19 protein-coding genes and 1 pseudogene are annotated in these 24,484 nt (G+C 38.1%); 16 read left to right on the forward strand and 4 right to left on the reverse strand.

Annotation, left to right across the window (positions count from 1 at the left end; all coding sequences use genetic code 11):
• The first annotated feature begins 19 nt into the window (after positions 1–19).
• Genes cyoA through cyoE form a run of 5 tightly spaced genes read left to right on the forward strand, consistent with a single transcriptional unit; the run spans position 20 to position 4,793 of the window.
• Positions 20–946, forward strand: coding sequence for a ubiquinol oxidase subunit II (gene cyoA / locus KO509_RS02340; RefSeq protein WP_215971681.1), 927 nt, complete (start codon positions 20–22; stop codon positions 944–946).
• Positions 947–948: 2 nt separating this feature from the next.
• Positions 949–2,937 carry a cytochrome o ubiquinol oxidase subunit I gene (cyoB, locus tag KO509_RS02345; RefSeq protein WP_215971682.1) on the forward strand — a complete coding sequence of 663 codons (1,989 nt, stop codon included), beginning with the start codon at positions 949–951 and terminating at the stop codon, positions 2,935–2,937.
• Positions 2,934–3,551: a cytochrome o ubiquinol oxidase subunit III gene (gene cyoC / locus KO509_RS02350; RefSeq protein WP_215971683.1), complete on the forward strand. Its 618-nt coding sequence runs from the start codon at positions 2,934–2,936 to the stop codon at positions 3,549–3,551. The genes cyoB and cyoC overlap by 4 nt, the downstream gene beginning before the upstream one ends.
• Positions 3,551–3,880, forward strand: coding sequence for a cytochrome o ubiquinol oxidase subunit IV (cyoD, locus tag KO509_RS02355; RefSeq protein WP_215971684.1), 330 nt, complete (start codon positions 3,551–3,553; stop codon positions 3,878–3,880). The genes cyoC and cyoD overlap by 1 nt, the downstream gene beginning before the upstream one ends.
• A gap of 34 nt (positions 3,881–3,914) precedes the next feature.
• Positions 3,915–4,793: a heme o synthase gene (gene cyoE, locus KO509_RS02360; RefSeq protein WP_215971685.1), complete on the forward strand. Its 879-nt coding sequence runs from the start codon at positions 3,915–3,917 to the stop codon at positions 4,791–4,793.
• A 171-nt stretch (positions 4,794–4,964) separates the two neighbouring features.
• Here the strand turns inward: cyoE and KO509_RS02365 are convergent, their stop codons facing one another.
• Genes KO509_RS02365 through KO509_RS02375 form a run of 3 tightly spaced genes read right to left on the reverse strand, consistent with a single transcriptional unit; the run spans position 4,965 to position 7,607 of the window.
• Complete coding sequence (locus KO509_RS02365; protein WP_252727342.1) at positions 4,965–6,032, reverse strand: DUF2955 domain-containing protein; 1,068 nt, start codon at positions 6,030–6,032, stop codon at positions 4,965–4,967.
• Between the two features lie 25 nt (positions 6,033–6,057).
• Positions 6,058–7,122 (reverse strand): HlyD family secretion protein, encoded by a 1,065-nt coding sequence (locus KO509_RS02370; RefSeq protein ID WP_215971687.1) that lies wholly within the window; start codon positions 7,120–7,122, stop codon positions 6,058–6,060.
• Between the two features lie 2 nt (positions 7,123–7,124).
• Complete coding sequence (locus KO509_RS02375; protein WP_159822332.1) at positions 7,125–7,607, reverse strand: MarR family transcriptional regulator; 483 nt, start codon at positions 7,605–7,607, stop codon at positions 7,125–7,127.
• Positions 7,608–7,943: 336 nt separating this feature from the next.
• Between KO509_RS02375 and KO509_RS02380 the strand changes: the two genes are divergently transcribed.
• From KO509_RS02380 to KO509_RS02415, 8 genes are all read left to right on the forward strand, one after another.
• The gene (locus tag KO509_RS02380; RefSeq protein ID WP_215971688.1) at positions 7,944–9,845 is read left to right on the forward strand and encodes a TonB-dependent receptor; all 1,902 of its coding nucleotides are present in this window, start codon (positions 7,944–7,946) and stop codon (positions 9,843–9,845) included.
• Positions 9,845–13,675 (forward strand): cobaltochelatase subunit CobN, encoded by a 3,831-nt coding sequence (gene cobN / locus KO509_RS02385; protein ID WP_215971689.1) that lies wholly within the window; start codon positions 9,845–9,847, stop codon positions 13,673–13,675. Before KO509_RS02380 ends, cobN begins: the two co-directional genes overlap by 1 nt.
• Complete coding sequence (locus KO509_RS02390; RefSeq protein ID WP_215971690.1) at positions 13,672–14,172, forward strand: MotA/TolQ/ExbB proton channel family protein; 501 nt, start codon at positions 13,672–13,674, stop codon at positions 14,170–14,172. The genes cobN and KO509_RS02390 overlap by 4 nt, the downstream gene beginning before the upstream one ends.
• On the forward strand, positions 14,159–14,479 hold the full coding sequence (locus KO509_RS02395; RefSeq protein WP_215971691.1) for a DUF2149 domain-containing protein: 321 nt from the start codon (positions 14,159–14,161) through the stop codon (positions 14,477–14,479). The genes KO509_RS02390 and KO509_RS02395 overlap by 14 nt, the downstream gene beginning before the upstream one ends.
• A gap of 125 nt (positions 14,480–14,604) precedes the next feature.
• Positions 14,605–15,291, forward strand: a complete 687-nt coding sequence (locus KO509_RS02400) for a response regulator transcription factor (RefSeq protein WP_215971692.1) — start codon at positions 14,605–14,607, stop codon at positions 15,289–15,291.
• Positions 15,288–16,625: a histidine kinase sensor domain-containing protein gene (locus KO509_RS02405; protein WP_215971693.1), complete on the forward strand. Its 1,338-nt coding sequence runs from the start codon at positions 15,288–15,290 to the stop codon at positions 16,623–16,625. Before KO509_RS02400 ends, KO509_RS02405 begins: the two co-directional genes overlap by 4 nt.
• 80 nt (positions 16,626–16,705) lie before the next feature.
• Positions 16,706–18,850 carry a TonB-dependent receptor gene (locus KO509_RS02410; RefSeq protein WP_215971694.1) on the forward strand — a complete coding sequence of 715 codons (2,145 nt, stop codon included), beginning with the start codon at positions 16,706–16,708 and terminating at the stop codon, positions 18,848–18,850.
• A gap of 288 nt (positions 18,851–19,138) precedes the next feature.
• A complete protein-coding gene (locus tag KO509_RS02415; protein WP_215971695.1) occupies positions 19,139–20,119 on the forward strand; it encodes a hypothetical protein in 981 nt (326 codons plus the stop codon).
• 145 nt (positions 20,120–20,264) lie between these two features.
• Here KO509_RS02415 and KO509_RS02420 read toward each other — a convergent pair whose 3' ends face one another.
• On the reverse strand, positions 20,265–21,047 hold the full coding sequence (locus tag KO509_RS02420; protein WP_215971696.1) for a haloacid dehalogenase type II: 783 nt from the start codon (positions 21,045–21,047) through the stop codon (positions 20,265–20,267).
• 263 nt (positions 21,048–21,310) lie between these two features.
• On the opposite strand from KO509_RS02420, the pseudogene zigA reads away from it, so the two are divergent.
• The 3 genes and pseudogenes from zigA to KO509_RS02435 all read left to right on the forward strand — a co-directional run bounded on the left by zigA (position 21,311) and on the right by KO509_RS02435 (position 24,461).
• Positions 21,311–22,512 (forward strand): annotated as a pseudogene (gene zigA, locus KO509_RS02425) (zinc metallochaperone GTPase ZigA).
• A complete protein-coding gene (locus KO509_RS02430) occupies positions 22,512–23,255 on the forward strand; it encodes a DUF1826 domain-containing protein (protein ID WP_215971697.1) in 744 nt (247 codons plus the stop codon). Before zigA ends, KO509_RS02430 begins: the two are co-directional and overlap by 1 nt.
• 186 nt (positions 23,256–23,441) lie before the next feature.
• On the forward strand, positions 23,442–24,461 hold the full coding sequence (locus KO509_RS02435) for a hypothetical protein (RefSeq protein WP_215971698.1): 1,020 nt from the start codon (positions 23,442–23,444) through the stop codon (positions 24,459–24,461).
• Positions 24,462–24,484 lie beyond the last annotated feature (23 nt).

The raw sequence follows: 24,484 nt of genomic DNA on the forward strand, positions 1-24,484 counted from the left end.
GTGTTAGTAGGATATTCCATTGTTAATTCGAAACCTTTGTAATATAGCTTTAGCTAGTATAGTACTGATATTGTCAGGCTGTGAAGGCGGAGTGCTTGATCCGAAAGGGCAGGTAGGTATTGATGAAAAAAACTTAATCATTATTGCCACTGTTCTTATGTTACTTGTTGTTATCCCCGTTATTGTGATGACTTTATATTTTTCTTGGAAATATAAAGATACACGCACCCATGAAGTTTATGCTCCCAAATGGGCGCACTCTAATAAAATTGAAGCTGTCGTTTGGGCTGTTCCGATTATTATCGTTATTATTTTAGGTGTCATAACCTGGGAATCTACTCATAGGTTAGACCCTTATAAGCCGCTAGATGGTAAACATATTACCATTGAAGTGGTTTCGTTAAACTGGAAATGGTTATTCATTTATCCCGAGCAAGGTATTGCCACGGTGAATGAGTTGGTTTTTCCAGCTAATGTCCCCGTTGAATACAAAATCACGTCAGAAAGCACCATGAATTCTTTCTTTATTCCGCAATTGGGTAGTCAAATTTACTCTATGGCAGGGATGGAAACCAAGCTGCATTTAATTGCTAATGAACCCGGTACTTTTAAAGGGTTTTCTGCAAATTATAGCGGCGCCGGTTTCTCTGGAATGAAGTTTAATGCTATTGCCACACCTACCCAAGCAGATTTTGATAAATGGGTAAGTGATGTTAAAGCACAGAAAAGCACATTAACGAAAGCTGAATATTATGAGTTAGCTAAAGCCAGTGAAAACAACCCTGTAAGCTACTATGGCGATGTCGAAGAAGACTTGTTCCATACCATTATTATGAAATATATGGCTGGCATGTCAGGCATGAAAGACATGGCAAGTATGAAAAAAATGGAGCATAAAATTGATAAAAACACAGTGCAACCATCTCACATTCAAGGCGAGGAATAACTATGCCATTTTTAGGTAATTTAACGTTAGATGCCATTCCATTTCATGAACCCATTATTATGGTGACTATGGCTGTTATTGTATTCGTAGGGCTTGTGCTCTTTGCGCTTATTACAAAGTATAAAAAATGGGGAATATTGTGGCGAGAATGGATCACCTCGGTTGACCATAAACGTTTAGGCGTTATGTATATTTTACTTGCTTTAATCATGCTGTTTCGTGGTTTTAGTGATGCCATTATGATGCGTTCGCAGTTAGCGCTTGCCACTAGTGGTGCGGCAGGTTATCTACCGCCTGAACATTATGACCAAATATTTACGGCACATGGTGTCATTATGATCATCTTTATGGCGATGCCATTTATGGTTGGTTTAATGAACATCGTTTTGCCATTACAAATTGGTGCCCGTGATGTGGCATTTCCCTTCCTTAATAATTTGAGTTTTTGGCTAACCGCTAGTGGCGCAATATTAATTAACCTTTCACTGGTTTTTGGTGAATTTGCTAAAACAGGTTGGGTTGCCTATCCACCATTATCGGAGTTGAGCTTTAGTCCTGGGGTGGGGGTCGATTATTATATTTGGGCCTTGCAGATATCTGGACTGGGAACACTATTAACGGCGGTTAACTTTTTAGTTACCGTGTTTAAAATGCGTGCACCAGGTATGACGCTAATGAAAATGCCTATTTTCACTTGGACCTGTACTTGGGCAAATATCTTAATTGCTGCATCATTCCCAATTTTAACCGCTGTATTAGCGATGTTAACGCTTGATCGTTACATGGACTTTCACTTTTTCACTAATGATGGTGGTGGTAACGCCATGATGTACATCAATTTGTTTTGGGCTTGGGGTCACCCTGAAGTTTATATTCTAGTCTTACCTGCTTTTGGGGTTTTCTCTGAAGTTATCTCTACCTTTACAAGTAAACGTTTATTCGGCTATAAATCAATGATTTATGCAAGTGGTGCGATTTCAATTTTAGGTTTTATTGTTTGGTTACATCATTTCTTTACCATGGGATCAAGCGCCAACGTTAATGCCTTTTTTGGTGTAATGACTATGGTTATTGCCGTACCAACGGGAGTGAAACTCTTCAATTGGTTATTTACCATTTATCGTGGCCGTTTACGTACCACAGTACCTGTATTGTGGACTCTTGGTTTTATGGTGACCTTTACTGTTGGTGGTATGACAGGCGTATTGTTGGCAATTCCTGGTGCAGATTATGTGCTGCATAACAGTTTGTTTCTAATTGCGCATTTCCATAACACTATTATTGGTGGTGCAGTATTTGGTTATCTTGCAGGTTTTGCATTCTGGTTCCCAAAAGCAATGGGCTTTAAGCTCAATGAATATTGGGGAAAAGTGTCATTCTGGTGTTGGATCGTTGGCTTCTTTGTTGCCTTTATGCCGTTATATGTACTTGGCTTCTTAGGTATGACACGTCGTTTAAACCACACAAATAATCCTGATTGGAATATTTGGTTATATATTGCCGCTGTGGGTGCCGTGATTATTATGTTCGGTATTATTGCGCAAGTAATTCAATTATATGTGAGCTTTAGAGATCGTGAAGCATTAGATGACAAAACGGGAGATCCCTGGAATGGCCATACGCTTGAATGGGCAACTTCGTCACCACCACAAGCGTATAACTTTGCTGTTATTCCACATGTTGATGATATTGACGCCTGGACCGATATGAAAGAAAAAGGTCAGTATTATCAAAGTAAAGCAAGTTATAGCCCAATACATATGCCTAAAAACACATCGGCTGGTGTATTTATGGGGGCAACACTATCAGTTTTTTGCTTTGCTATGATTTGGCATATTTGGTGGTTGGCGATTGTTGGGCTTGTTGGTGCTATAGGGGTATTTATTAAACGTTGTTACAGCAATGACGTTGATTATTATGTGCAGCCTGAAGAAATAGCAAAAACAGAAGAGGCCTATAATTTAAGTGGTCGTGAAGGAGTAAAAGCATGAGTACACTTTCTGTAAACGTAGAAGCGATATCAACACACCAAGCACATGAGCATCATGACACTTCGGGTGATACCGTTTTTGGTTTTTGGTTATACCTCATGACTGATTGCCTATTATTTGCTTCATTCTTTGCGACTTATGCCGTGTTATTTATGAACACGGCGGGTGGTGTTTCTGGTAAAGATATTTTTGAATTAGATTTTGTCGCTATTGAAACCGCTGCTTTATTGGTAAGTAGTATTACTTTTGGTTTTGCCATGATTGCAGCTCATAGCCACAAGAAAGCCTTAACATTAGTATTTTTAGCGATTACCTTTTGTTTGGGGGCTGTGTTTATAGGGATGGAAATTTATGAATTTCAGCATTTAATTGCACATGGTAATGGTCCACAGCAAAGTGCTTTTCTTAGTTCATTTTTCGCCTTAGTTGGCTTACATGGTTTACACGTAACCGCTGGGTTAATTTGGATGACCATTATGATGATAGAAGTTGCTCGTCGTGGTTTAGGTAAAGCGACAGTTACCCGTTTAAGTTGTTTAAGCTTATTTTGGCATTTTTTAGATATTGTGTGGATCTGTGTATTTACGGTTGTTTATTTAATGGGGGCAATGTAATGAGCAATAATGAAACACATCATGATGCATCGCACGGTAGTGTTAAAAGTTACCTAATAGGTTTTGTATTATCGATTATTTTAACCGCGATTCCATTTTATCTAGTGATGAGTGGTGATTATTCAAAAGTGACCACACTGTGGAGTATTGTTAGCTTAGCTATCATTCAAATTTGGGTGCATTTAAAGTACTTTTTACACCTTAACTTCATTACTGAAGATGGGCGAGCCAGTAGTTTCTCGTTTTTGTTCAGTGCGCTCATTATCATTATGGTGGTTGGGTTGTCTGTTTGGATTATTTACGCATCAAACGCAATGATGATGTATTAATTGCAGCTAATAAATGCTGTTAAGAGAGGTTAACATGTTTCGTCGGTACTTAAGTGTCACTAAACCAGGCATTATTATGGGTAACTTCATCAGCGTTGCAGGGGGCTTTTTATTGGCTTCTCGTGGTGCTGTTGAACCCTGGTTAATGGCGGCAACCTTAATGGGTTTATCGTTTGTTATTGCTTCAGGTTGTGCCATTAATAACGTGATTGATAGAGATATAGATATCATTATGGCTCGAACTCGTAAGCGCGTGACAGTCACTGGTGAAATGTCTGCTATAACAGCATTAAGTCATGGTGTTATATTAGGGATTATTGGCTTTGGGTTATTAATCGCTTATACAACACCTGTAGCGGTATTTTTTGCGGCTTTTGGTTACTTTATTTATGTAGGTGTTTATAGCCTATATATGAAACGTAACTCTGTTTACGGTACTTTTGTTGGTAGTCTTTCAGGTGCGGTTCCGCCTGTTGTGGGTTACTGTGCGGTAACGGGAACGTTTGATATGCAAGCCTTAATTTTATTAGTGATGTTCTGTTTATGGCAAATGCCACATTCATATGCAATTGCCATCTTTCGCTTTAAAGATTATCAAGCGGCTAATATTCCAGTATTACCTGTGTCACAAGGTATTGATAAAGCGAAGCATCACATTGTGATGTACATTGCAATATATGCACTTGTTGTTATGTTATTGCCTATTGCTGGTTTTACCGGGGCAGCCTTTATGGCTGTTGCCTGTACAACCAGTTTCTGGTGGTTACTTATGGCCTTGCGCGGGTATCGTCGTGATATCGATATTGTTGGTTGGGCGCGTCAGGTATTTGCGTTTTCAATTATTAATATTACGGCATTAAGCATTGCAATGGCGGTTGATTATCAAAGTATTACGCCGTATATAACTTATTAAGTTCTACCAAATAAGTTGAATGATAAGCAAGAATTAAACTTAAATTAATTTATTTCGATCGATTAATTTAAGTTTTTTTGTATAAGAAATAGCGTTTTAGGTAAGGTTAAGCACTATTAATTAAAGCCGTTAGTGGTTTTTGCTCTTCAATATTTTAGCCAGTCATTTTAATCATTTATGATCTATCAAAAATCGAGTACTGACAAATTTATTTAGTAATCTATGCATTAAATAGACTACTAATAATGTTACCCCGACAGAAACAGATACCGACGTAAAACGATAAAGGCTGTTGTACACTAAGTCTTGCTGAGGCGTTAAATATTGACCAAATAGAATCCCCATGGTTGTCATTGCGCCAAAGCCTGCGCCGGAGCCGCCTCCTTCAAGTGCGTGGTAGCGCGCAAATAGCATGATACTAATCCACAGAGCGATGCTAACAAACCATAATATGCCAGAATGTTGAAGTAAGATCAGTTGCCAAGCTAATCCAACATTACATCCTACTAGTGTACCAATTGCTCGGTTTAGTGCCGCACGACCAGCACCGTACCAGTTGAGAGGAAATAAAATTAATACTGAGGACACTTGTGCGGATAGCGAGTCCTGTAAATCGAGCACCTGAAAAACAACAAAAGACAAGGTCGCGACACTTGTGGCCAAAATAACTTCGTGACGACCATTACTTTTAGGTTTATTCGCTATGGGTGGTTTACCTCTTGCTTCTACATCAGGAAATATTGAGTGCATTAAAATTGCTAAAAACACGGTAGTAATGCAGGCGGTAGCGTTTGACATAACGAGATCATTTGCTGACACGTTACTGTAACTAACAAAGTGTAATTGCACAGATAAACTGACGATGCCTAGGGCTCCAAATAAAAAGTAGGGGCCTTGAGACATACATCGAAACATAAAAGCGAACATTAAAAAGACAGCAATAGTCATCGGAATCGGTTGATCACCAAGCATTCCATGTACTAGCAGTATAAATACACTCGCTACGGCCATATTGGCTAAAAACTGACGAATAATATGCGCATTGAGTACAGGTACTAAACCCAATAACAACATCGGATACACAGTAAAAAAGGTGCCGTAATTCCAGTCCATCAATTTACTAATAGTGAAACCTAAAGTCGCACCAAAAGCGACCCGTAAACATTGTTGTATTTCGTTGCCAGTAAGTGCTCTATGGGAAAGTTTCAGTATATTACTTGAGCCAGATAAGGGTTTCATTAGGATACGCTTCATGATGTTGCAGCTAGTAGACGTAATGAATAATGCTGATGATATAAGCTTGCACGTTACCTAACCAATGCGTTAGTCCTTCGCCAGGGTGTAATTGTACCGTGGCTCTGGCACCAGATGGCATCATATCGAGTAAGGCTGGCTTATCAGTGATGGTTATATGAGTACGCATATACTGTGCATCACGCACCCAACGATCTGAATTAACGGGATCAGCAAGCGAGCCGTCAGCATTTAGTTGGCCGTCTTTTATTCCTGCATCAATGGCGATTATTTTTCCATCAAATACTTGGCCAGGAAAAGCGTCAAAGATGATTGACGCTTTATTACCTATCTTTACGTTACTTAATGATTTTTCTCGAAAATCAGCGACGATGTCACCTTGTTTTAGCACTATCGCTGCAACAGGGGTACCAGCCTGAGCGTACTTTCCTGGCTGTAATTGTAAATTGGTTATGCGTCCTGACACTTCTGAACGTACGTCTGTATAGCTTAATTGTAGCTCAGCGTTTTGTAAGTTATTTCTGGCTTGACGTAATAGTAAGTTGTCACTGCCAGCGTCCCCTCTTTGAGTTTTAAGTTTTAATACGTCGGCTTTCGATGCTTCTACTTGGGCCAGTGCCGACTGATAATTAGACATAGTTTTATCATACAATTGACGAGAAACCATATTTGATTTAATTAAACGTTCTACTCGCTCAACTTCAATTTTGAGCTCGTCAACATTGGCTTCTGATACTTTTACCATCGCTTGTGCAGCGATAATCGCAGCGTCTAATTGATGGTTAGTTTGGGCAACACTTTCTAAGGCTAATTTTGCTTTATCAACAACAATTTTATAAGGTTCTTTATCTAAACTAAACAGTAGTTGGCCTTGTTGTATGCTTTGATTATTGTTGATGTAGACCTCATTTACTTGGCCATTCACTTTGGCTGAAATATTTGCCACAGGGTGCAATACTCTAGATTGTGTACTAACCGGCATCCATAAATCGGCATATAAAAAATAGACAAAGGAAATAGCAAAGACGACAAGCGCAACATGCACCCAACGTTTAAATATTTGATCTGGAGCCATGGCTATTTCTCACCTTCATGATATTTGTTAAGCATAATAGAAGCGTTTTGTTCTAGTTTTCGAAGTACCTTAAATAGTGCGTTGAGTTCATCGTTAGATATTCCTTTAGTAAGCTCTGCGCGAACCATGTTTACACTGCCGGTTAACATTTCTATGCATTCACTGCCTGCGGGGGTAAACCATAAACAATGGCATCTACCATCGCTTGGATGAGGACGTCGTTCGACTAAGTTTAAATTAACGAGTTGGTTAACCGTACGGGTTAAAGAAGGCATTTCTATACCTAATTCGGTAGCTAACATATGCTGTGAAGTCCCTTCTCCTAACATTTTAAGATTCATCATCGCTGACCATCTCGCTTCTGTCATTTCCATGGGGTTCACTGCTTGAGATATAACGCCGCGCCATAGACGAGTTACTCTACTTAGCAACCAACCTAGGCTTGGGTTATTAACATTTTGTTTATTAGGTAGTGGCTTTGACATAATAATTCTCACAATTTCCATAATGCTTAGCTTGCTAAGTATTATACAGCGTTCAACTTACTTAGCAAGCTAAGTAAAAATTGATGATAAAGATTGATAATTGTGGTCTTAGCTATTTAAGGCGCTAAATAGAATAGTTCTTAATCGTAAATTTGTAGGATATTCACTTTGTTAACTTTTATTTATCTTTAACAAATATATTGATATGTTGTAACATATCAATTATTGTTTTCGGGATTTTTCAACGTATTTTACTTTTAAGTTTATAAATTCGTCTTCTTTTAACCTAATTGCACCGACATTTGTTGGTCAAATTACTATGTAGCAGTAACACAAATGAAAAAATTTATTCCAACTTTACTCTATTTAAGCGCTATTCCTCTGTCAGCTCACGCATCAAGTATCAAACAAGATATTGAACAAATTGTTGTGACCACTAGCTCATCAGAAAAGTTACTTAGTGAAGCGCCAGCAAGCGTTAGCGTTATTAATCAGGCTGATTTGAATCGACGAGTCGTAATGGATTTGTCTGATGCTATCCGTGGACAAACAGGCATAAATCTTAGCGCAGTAGGTTTTGGTCGCAAAGGTATTGAAATTAGAGGGATGGATTCAGATCAAACCTTAGTTTTAATTGATGGTCAGCGCGTTGGTGGTTCAACGGATTTAATAGCTCATTCTAATTTTGAGCTTAGTTCAATACCGGTAAATGATATTGAAAGAATCGAAATTGTTCGTGGCCCAATTTCAGCTTTGTATGGATCGGATGCGTTAGGTGGCGTCATCAATGTTATTACTAAAAAAGTCACTAAAGAATGGCGTAGTTATTTAGCGATAAATGGAGGGCAACAACTATCTGATGAAGAGGCAGAAAGTTATAGTATGAATGCATCTACCTCAGGCTCAGTAACGGACGATTTGACCGTAAGAGTGTCAGCAGTAAGTGAATATCAAGCTGATGTGCCTAGCCGTGATGATCCTAACCAGTCTGATATAGAAGGGCAGAAAACCAAAAACCTTCGATTACGTATGACGTGGGCTGCTGCAGAGAATCAAGTTTTAGATACCTCGGTTGCTGTCGTTAATGATTATCGCTGGCGTGACACCATCTCGGGAAGTACCTATTATACCTTTAAAGATGATATTGACCGTTTGCAGTTATCTCTGCAACATCAAGGTTATTGGTCGTGGGGTGACTCAACAGTGCGTGCTTATCGTACTCAAGTTGACCGTGAAAATACCAGGACTAACGATATTACTTCAACCTCGCCAAGCGATATTACCGAAGACATAGTTGATTTTAAATTAGGCACTGTATTAGGCATGCATCATGTGCAATTTGGCGGACAATGGTTACGTCAGAATCTTCAAGACACGGTAGTGAACGATCGTGGTGAGAGCCAATCTATACAGCAGTCGACATTTATTCAGGATGATTGGGCAATTAATAATGATTTGTCATTGTTGTTAGGTGGCCGGTTAGATCACCATGATATGTATGGTTGGGAGTCAAGTCCTCGTGTTTACTTGGTCTGGAGCCAAGGTAATTGGGTTCTTAAAGGAGGCTATGGTGAGGGTTTTAAAGCGCCGAGCTTAAAGCAACTTTCCAGTGAATATGAAACCTCTGCAGCAGGCGGTTTATTTTATATTGTTGGTAATCCTGACTTACAACCTGAAACAAATAAGTCTTATGAATTATCGGCACGATATGGTAATCAAGATTGGCATATCACGACGACTTTTTTCGAAACTGAAGCTGAAGATCTTATCGAAACTTTTTGTATCTCTGGTTGTGATGGGCGTGGTGCAATACGTAATTATCGCAATGTTGAAAGTGCTACCTTATCAGGAACAGAAATGAGCGCATTTTGGCAAATTTCTAAAGCATTTAGTGTTTCAACTAACTTGAGTTATCTAGATGCACGTAATGATACTGAAGATAAAGCCTTAGAAAATAAACCAAGAACATCAGGTTACGCTGAAGTGGTTTGGCATCCTTTAGAAAATATGGATACGCAATTACGTATAGAACATATTGGCGAGCAATACCTTGATGAGAGCAAATTACCTAGCTATCAGTTATTACACATTAGCACTAACTATCGTATTAATTCACAATGGTCAGTTAGCGCTAGTATTGAAAATATAACAGATGTGTATCTGCTTGATGAATCAAGTGAATTTGAGTTTGTTGAACAAGGAAGAACACTTTATTTAGGTACGCAGGTGAGCTTTTAATGATGCGTATACTGTTAACATTATTGTTATTTGTAACTGCTAATACTGTATTAGCTAGTGCTTCAGCGGGCTCTTTAAAAACAGTACTGGTGATAGCATCTGACTTTGTAGCAGCTGATAAATTTACTCAATTAGCGCTTATTGGCAAAGATTATAGCATTAAAGTTGAGTATGTGAATGCACAAAATGCAGGCAGATTACCTAACAAAATCATCAATAATGCTTCGTTAGTTATTTTAGATGGCCCTAGGCCATCAGATAGAGACGCAGTGGAAGCGGTATTGTCAGAGGGAACGGCTGGCCTTACCGTTCCTTGGATTCAAGTAGGTGGAGGTAGACCTAGGTTTGGACTGCTACCTGCTAATTTTGCACGTAGTTTTATTGGTTATTATGCTAATGGGACGACACAAAATTATCAGTATTTGTTTTCGGCCGTTGAAAAGTTAGCTACAGGTGAAAGCCAAATTATTTTACCTGAGCCTTTGCAATTAACAAAGCAAGGTGTATATACACCAAACGCGGTATTTGGCAGTTTAGCTGAGTTTTTAGCAAGTGATATGTCATTAAAAAATGCACCACTCATTGGTTTTGTTATTTCTAATAGTTTAATTCGTGATATGCAAACAACACTTTTAGATGATTTGTATATACGTACAAAAAAGGCCGGATTAACGCCTGTATTTATGTGGTTTGACAGTACTGATGCTAACGGACTAAGTACTTTTTGGCAGCATACTAAACCCAGTGCTATGGTTAATATGACTCATATGCAAAATGGCGAAGCACGTAAAGCAGAGTTTTTACAGTTAAACGTGCCTGTGTTACAAGCATTTACTTATCGTAATGGTAGTAAAGAAGAGTGGCTCTCGTCGCCAGAAGGACTTTCTGCTAATACTACAGCAACGCTTATGGCTGTGCCTGAAAGTTGGGGTATGACAGATCCATTAGTTATCGCAGCAATTGAAAATGGTGAAGCCAAACTTATTAATGAACAAGTGCCTTTGCTACTTGGTAAGTTAAAGGCTTTAACCCGTTTGCAAACATTAGCTAACAAAGATAAAAAGATCGCCTTAATGTTTTGGAATACTCCATCAGGCGAAGAGAATATATCTGCCTCAAATCTTAATATACCAACAAGCTTATCTTTCGTGATCAATAACTTGCTTGCCGCAGGTTATCAAGTTGAAACTAAAACAAAAGATGACATTATTAACCAAGGTAAGTTGCTACTTAGTGGTTTGTATCACCCAGAAAAATTACTCGATCTATGGCAAAAAGGCATGGCTATTAGTGTGTCTATTGATGACTATTTAGCTTGGTTTAAGCGTTTACCTCAACCTATTCAACAAGAGGTAACAGCCAAGTGGGGTGATCCTAATTCGCACTCGGCCTTACGAACTGTTAATGATATCTCCGCTTTTATAATACCTGCCGCAAGTTGGGGAAATTTATTGGTTATGCCACAACCACCTCGTTCAGGAAAAATAGGAGCTGACACCCATGACACCAAAGTCCCTCCTGATCATTATTATTTAGCCGCTTACCTTGCCTTACAGTTACGCCAAACGGATGCTTTAATTCATTTTGGAACTCATGGCACACAAGAATGGACCCCAGGTAAAGCAAGAGGGCTTAGTGCTAACGATTATCCATTTTTGACTTTGGCTAATATACCTGTCATTTATCCTTATATTCAGGATAACGTCACTGAAGCGCTACAAGCAAGACGTCGTGGCCGAGCAACAACAATTAGTCACCAAACACCGTCATTTGCTCCATCTGGTTTATATAAGGAGTTATTAGATATTCATGGGTTAGTGCATGAATATGAGTTGTTGTCTGAAGGCCAAGTAAAAAATGAAGTACAAGGTAAATTGCTAACACAAGCAAAAAGCATGTCGTTGGATATAGAGCTTGGTTTTAATGATGAGCAAATACAGGCGAACTTTGATAATTTTTATCAAGCATTACATGATCATTTACATGCTTTAGCCGCAACTGTCACTCCATTGGGGTTACATACTTTTGGGCGAAGTGCAGAATCTGAACATTTATTATTAACAGTTTTACAGCAGTTAGGACCTGATTACTTGGTTGCTGCTGGCGAAGATGCTGAGGAATTCTTAGCGACTGGTATTGATAAGATTACACAAAGTCGTGCGATGAAGTTATTAAAAACAGCAGTTATTGAACATGTATTACCTGAAGATAATGAATCACTTATAGCAATATTGAAAACCGCGCAGATTAATTATAAGCATCTTTTAGATAATCATGAAATGCTTGCCTTATTGCAGGCGCTTAATGGTGAGTTTATCGCTGCAGGTTTAGGAGGCGATCCCGTTCGTATACCGGAAACAACCAATGGAACGAACCTTTATGGTTTTGATCCACTTAAAATACCAACGTCTTCGGCATATAAAGCCAGTGAAAAAATGTTTACCCAGTTGGTAGAAAGCTATAACGCTGAGCATCAAGAATACCCAGATAAGCTCGCATTTTCATTATGGTCTAGTGAAGCACAACGTCATATGGGCGTGGTTGAAGGGCAAGTATTACGTGCGTTAGGGTTACAACCTGTATGGGGACGTAATGGCAGGGTTAGTCATTTTGATATTATTCCGCAGGAGAAGCTTCCTTATTCTCGTATTGATGTCGTTATTCAGGTAACCAGTGTTTATCGTGATCAGTTTGATGGCTTTATGGGGTTACTAGCAGATGCTATTGCACGCCTAGCTGCACTCGATGATGGCAATATCATCGCACGAAATGCACAAGCTACTCAGACAGAGTTAATGACCAAAGGCATTCCGCAAATAAAGGCTAAAGCGCTAGCTGAGCTTAGAATTTTTAGTAATCAACCTGGCGACTATGGCACAGGTGTAACTAGTTTAGCGCTAGATTCTACGTCATGGGAAGGTGATGGTGCCTTAGCAGAGCAATATCTTGCTCGATTACAGTATGGCTATGGACGTGATGGCTGGGGAATTACTGCTAGCCAAGATATCAATTTATTTGGGCAACAACTTAAAGGGGTTGATGCTGCAATAATGTCACGGTCAAGCAACCTGCACGGCATGTTATCAACCGATCATCCCTTTGAATTTCTTGGAGGAATGGCAGCAGCGGTTAGGTCAATCAACGGAAAATCACCTGAGTTATATGTAAGCGATTTACGCCAATCAACAGGGCGTGTTGTTAGTGCTGCTGATTTTATTAGTGAAGAAATGCGCGGACGATACCTTAACCCTAATTGGATAACGGCAATGCAAGGAGAAGGTTATGCTGGCGCGTTAGAAATCTTAGATACAGTGAATAATATCTTTGGGTGGCAAGCAACAGCACCAGATGTGATTCGTCATGATCAGTGGGAAGCTATTAGCCAAGTATATGTGGAAGATAAATATGAGCTAGGGCTGAATGAATGGTTTGATGAGCAACAACCCGTAGCACAAATGCAAATTATTGAACGTATGGCGGAGGCTATTCGTAAAGATTATTGGCAAGCAAGTGAGCAAGCAAAAGCAGCACTAGCAATTCGATATGAACAGTTGCTTGAACAGAATCCACAACACCAGGTTGCTATTAAAACGGCGGAATTCTTATCTGAATTAGTCGGTGGATATGGACTTAATGCCGGTGAAAGTGGTGGTAGTACAACCGTTGTCGGTCAAACGTTGCAGCAAGTTACCGAGCAACCAATACAAACCTCATCAAATGTTATTCGTCTATTAATCGCCTTAGTAATGTTGGGGTTGATTATTGTTGGTGTAATACGTCAACAACGAATAAATCAAAATAGAATTAAACTTATAGGATCAAAAAAATGAGCGAATTTGAAAGTGTATTATACGATTTAACACGTTTTTTCTTATTTCCAATCATGTCATTAATATTAATTTCATTAGCCTACTCATTACTTGCATTAGGTGGCTTTATTATGGAATTTTGGCAACGTAAGCGTCAAACCTATGCATCAGAATTAGCAAGCTTTAGCTATACACTTATCGAGTGTACAAGTGATGATTTAGAGCTATGGATATTAAAACGCTTAGAAAATTTACGTATTGTTACTCGAACCTCACCGATGTTAGGACTAGTCGCCACCATGATCTCTATTGGTCCGGCTTTATTGGCGTTAGGTGAAGGGCAAGTGAGTGAAGTATCAAGTAACATGGTTGTTGCGTTTTCTGCCGTTATATTATCTTTAATTGCGGCGAGTATTACCTTTGCGGTACTCACGGTGAAGCGTCGATTTTTATTAGAAGAGCTACGTGGATGGGAGCGCACACGCGAGCTGAAGGAGCACGAACATGCGCTTTCTTGATAGCGATGAAGCAGACGACCCTATTCTATCCGTTGTTAATTTAGTTGATTTGTTTCTGGTAATTATAGGTATTTTACTGACAGTGATTGCCGTTAACCCTTTAAGTCCTTTCTCTAATAACGACGTTGTGGTGATTGAAAACCCGGGTAAAGCGGATATGAAAGTGACAGTTAAGCAGGGGGAAAAGCTTACTCGTTATGAGTCTAATGGCGAAATTGGTGAAGGACAAGGCACCAAAGCGGGAGAAACATATCAAATGGAAGATGGCAGCCTAATTTATGTGCCAAGCCAAGAAGCCGTTAAGTAATATCTCTTACGGAAGTAAGATTTAAGCTTACTTCCGCTCTTTTATCCAATTTTACTTTTACAGACATTAATATTAGTGTTACAAATGTTAATAATTATCATTCATTGTTGTGCCGGATCTATATTGTGTCAAAAATAAAAGTCTTGTTAATTGAAGACGACAGTATTCTAAATAATTACCTCGCCGACTTACTCACTAAAACAGGCTATATCGTCGAGCAATGTTTTGATGGTGTTTCAGGGTTGAAATTGGCTCAAACACAACAGCATCAGCTTATTTTACTTGATAAAATGTTACCTCAATTAGACGGTGTTTCTTTATTAAAAACATTAAGAGAAACGAGTCAACAACCGGTGATTATGATTTCTGCGAAAGGCGCTGAAGAAGAGCGAATTCTGGGTTTAATTCACGGTGCAGATGACTATGTCGCTAAACCATTTAATAGCCAAGAGTTGTTATTAAGAATAGAAGGTTTGCTTAGGCGAAGTCAGCCAAAAATATCGCCAAATAAAGCTACTGAAATAACTATTGATGGCTTAACACTCAATGCTGCTAAGCAGTTCATCAAGGTAAAAGGTGAAGAGGTAGAGTTCACTACCATACAATTTAAGTTGCTGTGGGAGTTAATATCACAGCAGAATCAAATTATTAGTAAAGCTGATTTATATCAAGCGGTATTAAATAAAAAGCTAGGAGTATATGACCGCAGTTTAGATATGCATTTAAGCCGAGTACGCAGGAAACTTAATGAAGCTAATTGGTTAGGTGAACGCTTACAAACAGTGCATGGCAAAGGATATTGCTTTAAATGAATAGACAGTACCTTTGGAAATCATGTTTAATTATTGCTACAGGACTTGTTGCCTTTTTTTATATTTTAAGCGTGTTAACCTCTAAAGCTGAAGAAGGAATGAGCTTTATTGCTGAAAAAGACCGTGTTCAATTAAAAGCGTGGGGAACCGAAGCTGAACGCCTTTATTCATTAGGTGACCAGAAGAGCCTAAATCAATGGTTAGATACCTTACACAAAAAAGAAAATACATGGGTGGCTGTAGCGAGCTTTGATGTTGAGCATATTGCCGGTGAGCAACTTAAAGAGGATTTAATAACAGGTCAGCATTTTGGACGTAATGTTGATTGGAAAATACATCTATATTTTGAACGTAATCCAACAATGGAGTTGCAGTTTTCAGATAGTAACGCCAGTTTTTTAATTGAATTACCAGAGCGAATGAGACCTGGCGCTTACTGGCTAACTACTCGAATCGTTTTACAAATAATTTTACCATTGGCGGTATTAGTTTTACTTTCAACATGGTTATATCGACACATTATCACGCCATTACATCAATTAGACAAAGCGACCTCGGCGTTTAGTAAAGGAAACTTTGATGTTAGAGTGAGAAAGTTACTTGGTAGCAGAAATGACGAACTTGCTCATTTAGCGTCTACTTTTGATCAAATGGCTAGCCGAATTGGCGAATTAATTGCTAATCAACGACAACTTATCTCAGATCTGTCACATGAATTACGTACACCATTAACTCGCTTAGATATTGCAGTAAATAACTTTGAAATTGACAATAGTCATCAACATCTCGAACGAATATCGAGAGAGTCTACCTATATCCGTAAATTAGTAGAAGACGCGTTAACACTTGCTTGGCTAGATAATGAAAAACCTATTATTCAGCGTGAAGCGGTAGATTTAGTGGATTTACTAGATGTTGTTATTGATGATGCTAAATTTGAATTTTCTGACCGAGAATTAATACTTGAAACACCTAACAATGCGGTTATTAGTAATAGTAGTCACCAAGCACTTTGTCCGGCGTTAGAGAATATTATTCGTAATGCGTTGCGTTACACACCTATAGGTAAAAAAGTACAAGTAACACTAAGCCAACACAATAGCCATTATTGTATTGAAGTTACTGATCAAGGACCAGGAGTGCCAATGCAATATTTAGATAAAATATTCAGGCCTTTTTTTCAAGTAGATAATTCACGTGAAGATGGCAGTGACAGTTTTGGCCTTGGGTTGGCATTAGCGAAACGTTTTTTAAATAGTGTTAGGGCAGATATCTTTGCTGACAATCATCGTGTAGGTGGTCTTATTGTAACGATAATGATTCCTATTACGTAAATGTAACAAATGTAAAAGTTGTATTAATAATCAAGCCAAATGGTAATAATTCTCATTAATAAAGCAACTGAGAATTTATCATGTCATTTATATCCAAGCAAAAAAACGTGTTTCGTAAGGCACTTGTAAGTGTAGGTGTTGCCGCAGCTTTTGTGAATACTAACGTATATGCTAATGCACAAGAGAATGTCGCGGAAGTAAAAGCGATTGAAAAAATTGTTGTTGTTGGTGCTACTACCAACACAAAAATAACGCCAGAGCAACTTGAGAAATATCAGGCAAATGATTTAGCAGACATATTTCGTCAAACTCCTTCTGTGACTGTTGGTGGCTCTTTAGGTGTCGCACAAAAAGTTTATGTGCGTGGTTTAGAAGACTCAATGGTCAATGTAACCGTTGATGGTGCCCCACAAACAAGTACGCTATTTCATCATATTGGTCGAGTATCAATTGAACCTGAATTATTACAAAGTGTTGAAGTGCAAGCTGGCGCGGGTGAAGCAACAGCAGGCACAGGAGCTGTTGGCGGTGCTATTCGTTTTAAAACCAAAAGTGCTGATAACTTACTGAGTGAAAGTGAGCAGTTTGGTGGTATTGTTAAGGCTAGCTATTTCTCAAATAGCGGCCATAAAGAAAGTATTTCTTTATACGGTAAAGCGACGGAAAAGGTTGGTATTTTAGCGTCTTTTGTTAATGTTAGCCGAGATAATATGGAAGATGGTGACGGCGAAGAAATTCCTGGCACTGCTGCTGATCAAACACTCGCTTTTGTAAAAGTAAATACTGACTTAACCGAAAATCAAAAGCTTACTGTTAGTTATGAAAGTCGCAAAGAAGAAGGTAAATTCGGCAAGCAAACTAACTGGGCGCCGCTAGCAGATGATCCGTTATATGAATCTTGGGGTGAGCGTGAAACGATTGTCCTCAATCATACTTGGTATCTAAGTGATTTAATTAATCTAGAAACTACGCTATATCAAACTGACTCCTCTTTTAAACGTGAGTTGTACACCTGGGATGCCTCAATAGAAACCACAGGTTTTGACATTCGCAATACTAGTGATTTAGGCGAGCACTCATTAACTTATGGTGTTGAACGCAAAGTTGACAAAGTACATGCGCAATCTTATGAAGACTTTGGTGGTATTTATGATGAAGAAGGGACTGTTACCGGTTTATATGTGCAAGATCATTGGCAATTTAATGATGATTTTCTTGTTAGCTTTGGTATACGTCATGATTCCTATGAACTAGACCATGTTGGCCAGTCAGCTAATTGGATAAAAGTTGATGGTAATTGGATTGTTGAAATTGATACGAGTGGTGAACCAGTAACGATAAACGAAACTTTCTCAACTAAAAAACAAGACGGTTTTAGCAGCAACTTTGGTGTGGTTTATAGTTTAACCGACAACTTAAAACTATCAGCTAGCTATGCTGAAGCATTACGTGGCAGACAAGTTGCCGATGCGTTTACGGTAGGAGAATTAACCCATAACAATAACTTAGAGCCTGAAAACGTTGCCAACCAAGAACTTGGTTTAGAATACAATGATGGTACTTTTATTTTTGAAGCTTCAGCGTATATCAGTGAAATTAGCGATGTTGTTTTTGATAAATTTAAAGGTAGTGAAGGTGTTTTTTATGAAAATATTGGTGATCTAGAGTCGACTGGCTTTGAGTTAGTTGTTGGTTATCAAGCTAATAATTTTGACGTGATCGTTAGCTACAACAGTAATAACGTCGAGTTGAATAATGCCCCATTTGTTTGGCCTGATGCCAATGATGCGTCAGGATTTAGCACAGTTATTTTAGACGGTGTTGATTTAGCGGCATATGAATATGGTGGTTTAGGTAATGCAGTTGGCGATTCATTAAACGTAAATGTTAACTATGAAATGACTGATGAGTTAGAAATGGGCTTTAACATCAACTATGTTGCCAGCTTAAATAACATTGAAGTGTTCCATCGCTCTATTGAGTTAGGTTGGCTTACCGAGCTTGAAACAATTGATAAGCCTAGTTACACAGTAGTTGATGCTTATGTTAAATATTCACCTATAGAAAATTTAACATTCGATTTAGCTGTACAAAACTTGCTTGACGAATCTTACCGAAGTCATGGGAGTGTTGCTGATTATGGACATATTGAAGGCTACGAAAGTATCGTCGGGATTAAAGAAGCAGGACGAGATATTCGATTAACCGCCTCTTACCTGTTTTAAAGGTAATCCTGATTTAACCTCATATATGGAAGTAAATCATATATGAGGTTAACTAAAATTTTTTATCTAACTTATTAATCCTAAATTTAAAAATCCTATTTCTTTACCTGTTTCTCCATATGTAATTACCCATACTAGCGAAATAAACCTAAAAAGATGCGATTAGCCTTTTTATCTTCTAGACGGCTAAACGTCTATTTAAAAATATAAAGTTTACTGATATACTGCTGTTCATTAATAAGCCTTCATCATCAAAATCGGCTTTCACTCATAACTTGCGAAATAATTATGCTAGAAAATGAATCAGAATTAAGAATTAGGTATAACGATAATTCCCGTGGTGTTTACTTTATTGGCACTACACCGCCAAAAAGTGACACTCCTATTGAGCAAGTAGAAGATATTGCGACTAAATTACTTGATCGTGTCAGTGATATAGATTTTGACGGGTTAATTATTTATGACATTCAAGATGAAGATTCAAGAACGAATGTTCCTCGTCCTTTTCCGTTTAAAAGTACACATGATCCACGTTTATATTCGTCATTATTAAACAAAAAATCAAAACGTCCGGTTATTACATACAAAAGTGTAGTGCAGTCAGATACTGCAGCATTTAATACTTGGGCTGATGAAGCATGGGAAAAGTTTGGTGTTCGTGATGTCGTGCTGGTGGGTAGCCCATCAAAGAATAATAAAATTAGCTTACCACTTGGTGAAGCTTACCAAACGCTGGTAGAAAATCAGAATAATTTTTTTATTGGCGGGATAACAATTGCTGAGCGCCATGCTAAAAAAGGTAATGAACACCAACGCTTAATTGAAAAGCATCAACAAGGCTGTAATTTCTTTATATCACAAGCAATTTATGACCCTCAAGCTACTATTGATATGTTGACTCGCTATGCTATCGAATGCCAACAGCAAGGCTTAAAACCACAACGTATTATTTTAACCTTTTCACCTTGTGGTAGTAAAAAAACATTAGAGTTTATTGACTGGTTAGGTGTGCGTGTTCCTGAAGCAACCAGCTTGCGTATACTTAATGCAGAAAAACCTTTATATGAGTCTATTCGCATTTGTTGTAATAGCTTACAGCAAATATTAGATGCGTTAGTCCCGTATGATTTACCACTCGGTTTAAATATTGAAAGTTTAACGAACCGTAAAGAAGAAATTGACGGTTCAATTTTACTATACAAGTTATTGCGCTCAACCATGGACAAGTACTTAGCAAGAAAGGAACTTGATAACCTGATCAAGAGTTAAAGTATCGGTGATTTTCACCCGGATTTAGTTAAATAAAAAAGCGGTTCAATTGATATTGACCGCTTTTTTATGTCTTATATTTTATGCTTAGTGTTTGAATACATTAATACCAAACAATAAATATCTACAGAATGAATATTTACTATTACTTAGTTGCCGCATTCGCTTCTAATTGGTCAACTATTTCCAGTAAATCTTTACCTGTAAGGTCTGGCTTTCCTGCTAGCGGATAAAGCGCTTTACCTGGGCGAAGAATAAAACCTGTGCGCCATCCTGCTTTTTCTGCACCCGCTATATCCCATGCATGAGCAGCAATTAACATGGCATCTTCAGGAGCAACATTCATTTGCTCTTGCGCCCATTGATAAACTTTTAAGTCAGGTTTAAAGGTTTCTAAATTTTGTACTGTTAATGAACCGTCAAAATACTCTGCTAGCTTGGCATTTTTTAGTTGAGCGGCAATACCAGCATCAGATGAGTTGGTTAATGTAATCATGGTATAACCCATTGCACGTAATCTTTTTAAGCCTTCAACTACATCAGGGTGAGGGGCTAGATCTCTAAAAGGGGTAAGTACTGCCTTACGCGCTTCTTCTTTCGTTAGTGGTATATTTTTTTGATTAGCAATCATTTCTAGTGATGCGATGCCAATTTCACCAAAGCTATTGTATTCACCAATCATATTACCCACCAAAGAATAGTGTAGCATTGTGGTAAACCAGTAAGGAACAAGCTCATCTCGTCCGCCCAAGGCTTTAGACACTGATTTACCGACATTACCAAGATCTAATAATGTTTCATTAACATCAAAGAAAATTACTTTGGGTTGTATTTTTACATCGGTGTCTAAATCTTTTGCTAGTGCGGCTTCCGAGATAAAGCTTAGTGAAATTAACAAGCTAATTAGAAAGGGTTTAAAATTTATCATTATAAAAAATGCCTATAAGGTTAAGTAGAAGGGTTATAAAATATTGTTACTGAAAAGACCTTTGGAGCATTAAATAAATTTCATTGTTTGTAGATTAAGACCTGCCTAATTGTTTCTAAATATGTATGTCGGTATGAATTTAGGTTAGAAAACATTTTTCTTCGGATAGTTAAACAAATAATTGTTGTAGGTATACTAGAAAAACATAATGATACGTTGTAACATATCGTAAAATTAGTAGGTGAATCTGAGATAAATTACATATGATTGAATATAAACTCCCCGTTACGGTACTTTCGGGTTTTCTTGGCGCAGGGAAAACAACCGTATTAAGCCATATTCTTAATAATAGAGAAGGGAAGAAAGTCGCTGTTATTGTTAATGACATGAGCGAAATAAATATTGACGCTGCTACCATTAAGAATGAAGTGTCACTTAATCGTAGTAATGAAAAACTCGTTGAAATGAGCAATGGCTGTATTTGTTGCACATTAAGAGAGGATTTATTGCTAGAAGTAAATAAATTAGCAAAAAGTGGCAATTTTGATTACCTTGTTATTGAATCGACAGGAATATCTGAGCCATTACCTGTCGCTGAAACGTTTACATTTGCAGATGAAGATGGCGTGTCATTATCAGATGTAGCCACTTTAGATACGATGGTAACCGTTGTTGATGCTGTTAATTTCTTAAAAGATTACGACCAAGCAACATATCTGCAAGACACTGAAGAGTCTCTTGGCGAGGAAGATGAGCGTAGTGTTGCTGATTTACTTGTTGATCAAGTTGAATTTGCTGATGTCATACTTATTAGTAAAACAGATTTGGTCGATAGTTCAGCTCTCAATCAGCTTATCGCTACAATTAAAGCGCTTAATACTCGCGCCAAAATAATCCCGATATCCTCAGGCAAAGTTGATATAAATGATATTTTGAATACAGGTTTGTTTGACTTTGAATTGGCGCAGCAAGCACCTGGCTGGCTTAAAGAGATGCGTGGCGAACATATACCAGAAACAGAAGAGTATGGTATTGCTAGCTTTAATTACGTCGCCCGCTCTCCATTTCATCCTGAAAAATTCTATCAATTCCTTCATAACACCGAACAATTTGGCAAGCTTATTCGTTCAAAAGGCTACTTTTGGTTGGCAACGCGTCCTCAATTTTGTGGACAATGGAGTCAAGCTGGGGGCATTGCACGATACGGTTTTGCGGGTATGTTTTGGCGGGCAATTCCCAGAGAAAACTGGCCTACAGATGAAGAATCTTTAGATGCAATTAAAGAAAAGTGGATTGAACCTTTTGGTGATATGCGCCAAGAGCTTGTTTTTATTGGTCAAAATTTAGATGAAGCAGCAATGATTACAGCACTAGATAGCTGTTTGTTATCAGAAGAAGAACTATTGAGGGGAAAGATTACTGGTTAACCTTGCATGACCCTTTCCCAGAGTGGGAGGAAGCATAATGAATGCGATAGCCGCTACCACGACTGAATTGACCCCTGATGCGCTTAATGACAATAATGAGAAACAGGTAGTTAACACAATCACACCGAGCTCAGCAACCATCAGCTTAAAAGCAAAGGGCTCAGTAGCAGAATTTAATCCCCAAGTGCTTTCTAAGATATACCAAGAAGACATAAATATTGCTATTTGGAAGCGTGAATTATCGCCAGAGTTAGCGACAGCAGCGGCGATATTTATTAAAGAAAACACAGTGAAATCGACAAGATTAACAGTATCACCTGATGATGCCTTTGACCTGCTATGCAACGCTTTAGGTAGCGATAATGCAGCCGTAACTCTGAGTAAAGATATCGCTTTACTCGTTGATATGTTTTGTTGTTTGTTTGACCTTAAGTATGCAGGGTTACGGTTAACATTATTAGATAAGGCAATGTGTCCACGTTTTCATGTAGATCGTATACCTTGTCGCTTAGTGACAACTTATCAAGGTATTGCAAGCGAATGGCTTGAACATGCTTTGATTGATCGTACAAAACTAGGCGCTGGGAATGAAGGAAAATCAGATGAAGAGTCTGGGCTTTTTCCTGATCTGAACAATATTAATCATCTTAAGCAAGGTGATGTTGCGCTACTAAAAGGCGAAAATTGGGATGAAACCCAAGGATTTGGTTTGGTTCATCGTTCTCCTGCTGTACCAAACGGTGAGCGCCGGTTACTGCTAACACTTGATTTTATTGATTAAAATAATTATTTAATTAAGCATTGCTAGTATATTGGCTCTGTGACCTTAATATTGTTATTGTTGCAACACCATTTGGCCTAAGCGTTAGCCTTGATTTATGTGTATGGGGAATGATGAACCGTATGTGTTTTATCGTAATCCCCTTTCACTAAAACAAATAATTATTGTTTGTGTACTAGAAACATAATGACTAAAAAAATTTATTATTTATTGATTGCTGTAATTATTATCATGCTGACATTCACTGTCGGTGAGCGTTATATTGATTTAGTCGTAAATACACTTCTACCGAATATTAATGACGACAATACTACTAAGGCACTTAATCTTTCAAAAAAACAACAAGTAAAAAGTGCTGCTCAGTTGCACATGCCTGATGTTAATCAACCTCATCAAGACATTGATTCTTTTCAAATAAATCGACCAAGCTCCGTTGAACCACCAAACGTTCAATGTAAAAGACCAGAGAAGCTAGTATTAACAAATCAATACTTTCAGCTTAATACTAATCTCAACACTAAATCTGATAGCTTTACCCTTGAACTAAAAAAGAAGTTGAATACAGCTTTTCAGCATATTGAAAGATCACTTAATACTGAATTGAATCAAACAGTGTTGTTAACTATGCTCTTTAGCAGTACCCGAGCAGATTATGAAGATTTAGCCAGAAAATATAGACGTGAACCTGAAGGAACTCAGGGAATGTACATTTCCTATCATAACGTCTCTCTAATTGACGTGAAAAATTATGAGCAAGGAATTAAAGTCGGTGTTCACGAAGCCATACATGCACTTAATTATGCATATTTTGGCTACACCTTACGTTTTATTAATGAAGGCATGGCAGAGTACTACCAAGCAATATCCGAAAATGGTGATATTCAGTTATTTGATTTTACATGGTTGAAACATCGGCAATACCCCGAGCAGATATCGACCATATTGTTTTCTAAAACTGATTGGCATGGCGTTAAAACACACGAACTTTATCAGCAAAGTAAAGCTTTGTTCTATTTTTTGATGAGTAATGAAAGTGGCAGGCAAGTTCTCAGGGCAATACTAACAAAGGAAATGGAAGACCCTTGTACAGTGTTATCTGAAGATGATATTGAACAACTACTTTTTGAAGTTTACCCTAATCATCAACAAGAATTTGACTACTGGTTTGAAGACGGCCTGAACAACTTTATTAACACCAAAGCTTAATGTGTTAATTTTGCATTGCTTTT

Source organism: Colwellia sp. C2M11 (assembly GCF_018860915.1).
GTDB lineage: Bacteria > Pseudomonadota > Gammaproteobacteria > Enterobacterales > Alteromonadaceae > Colwellia.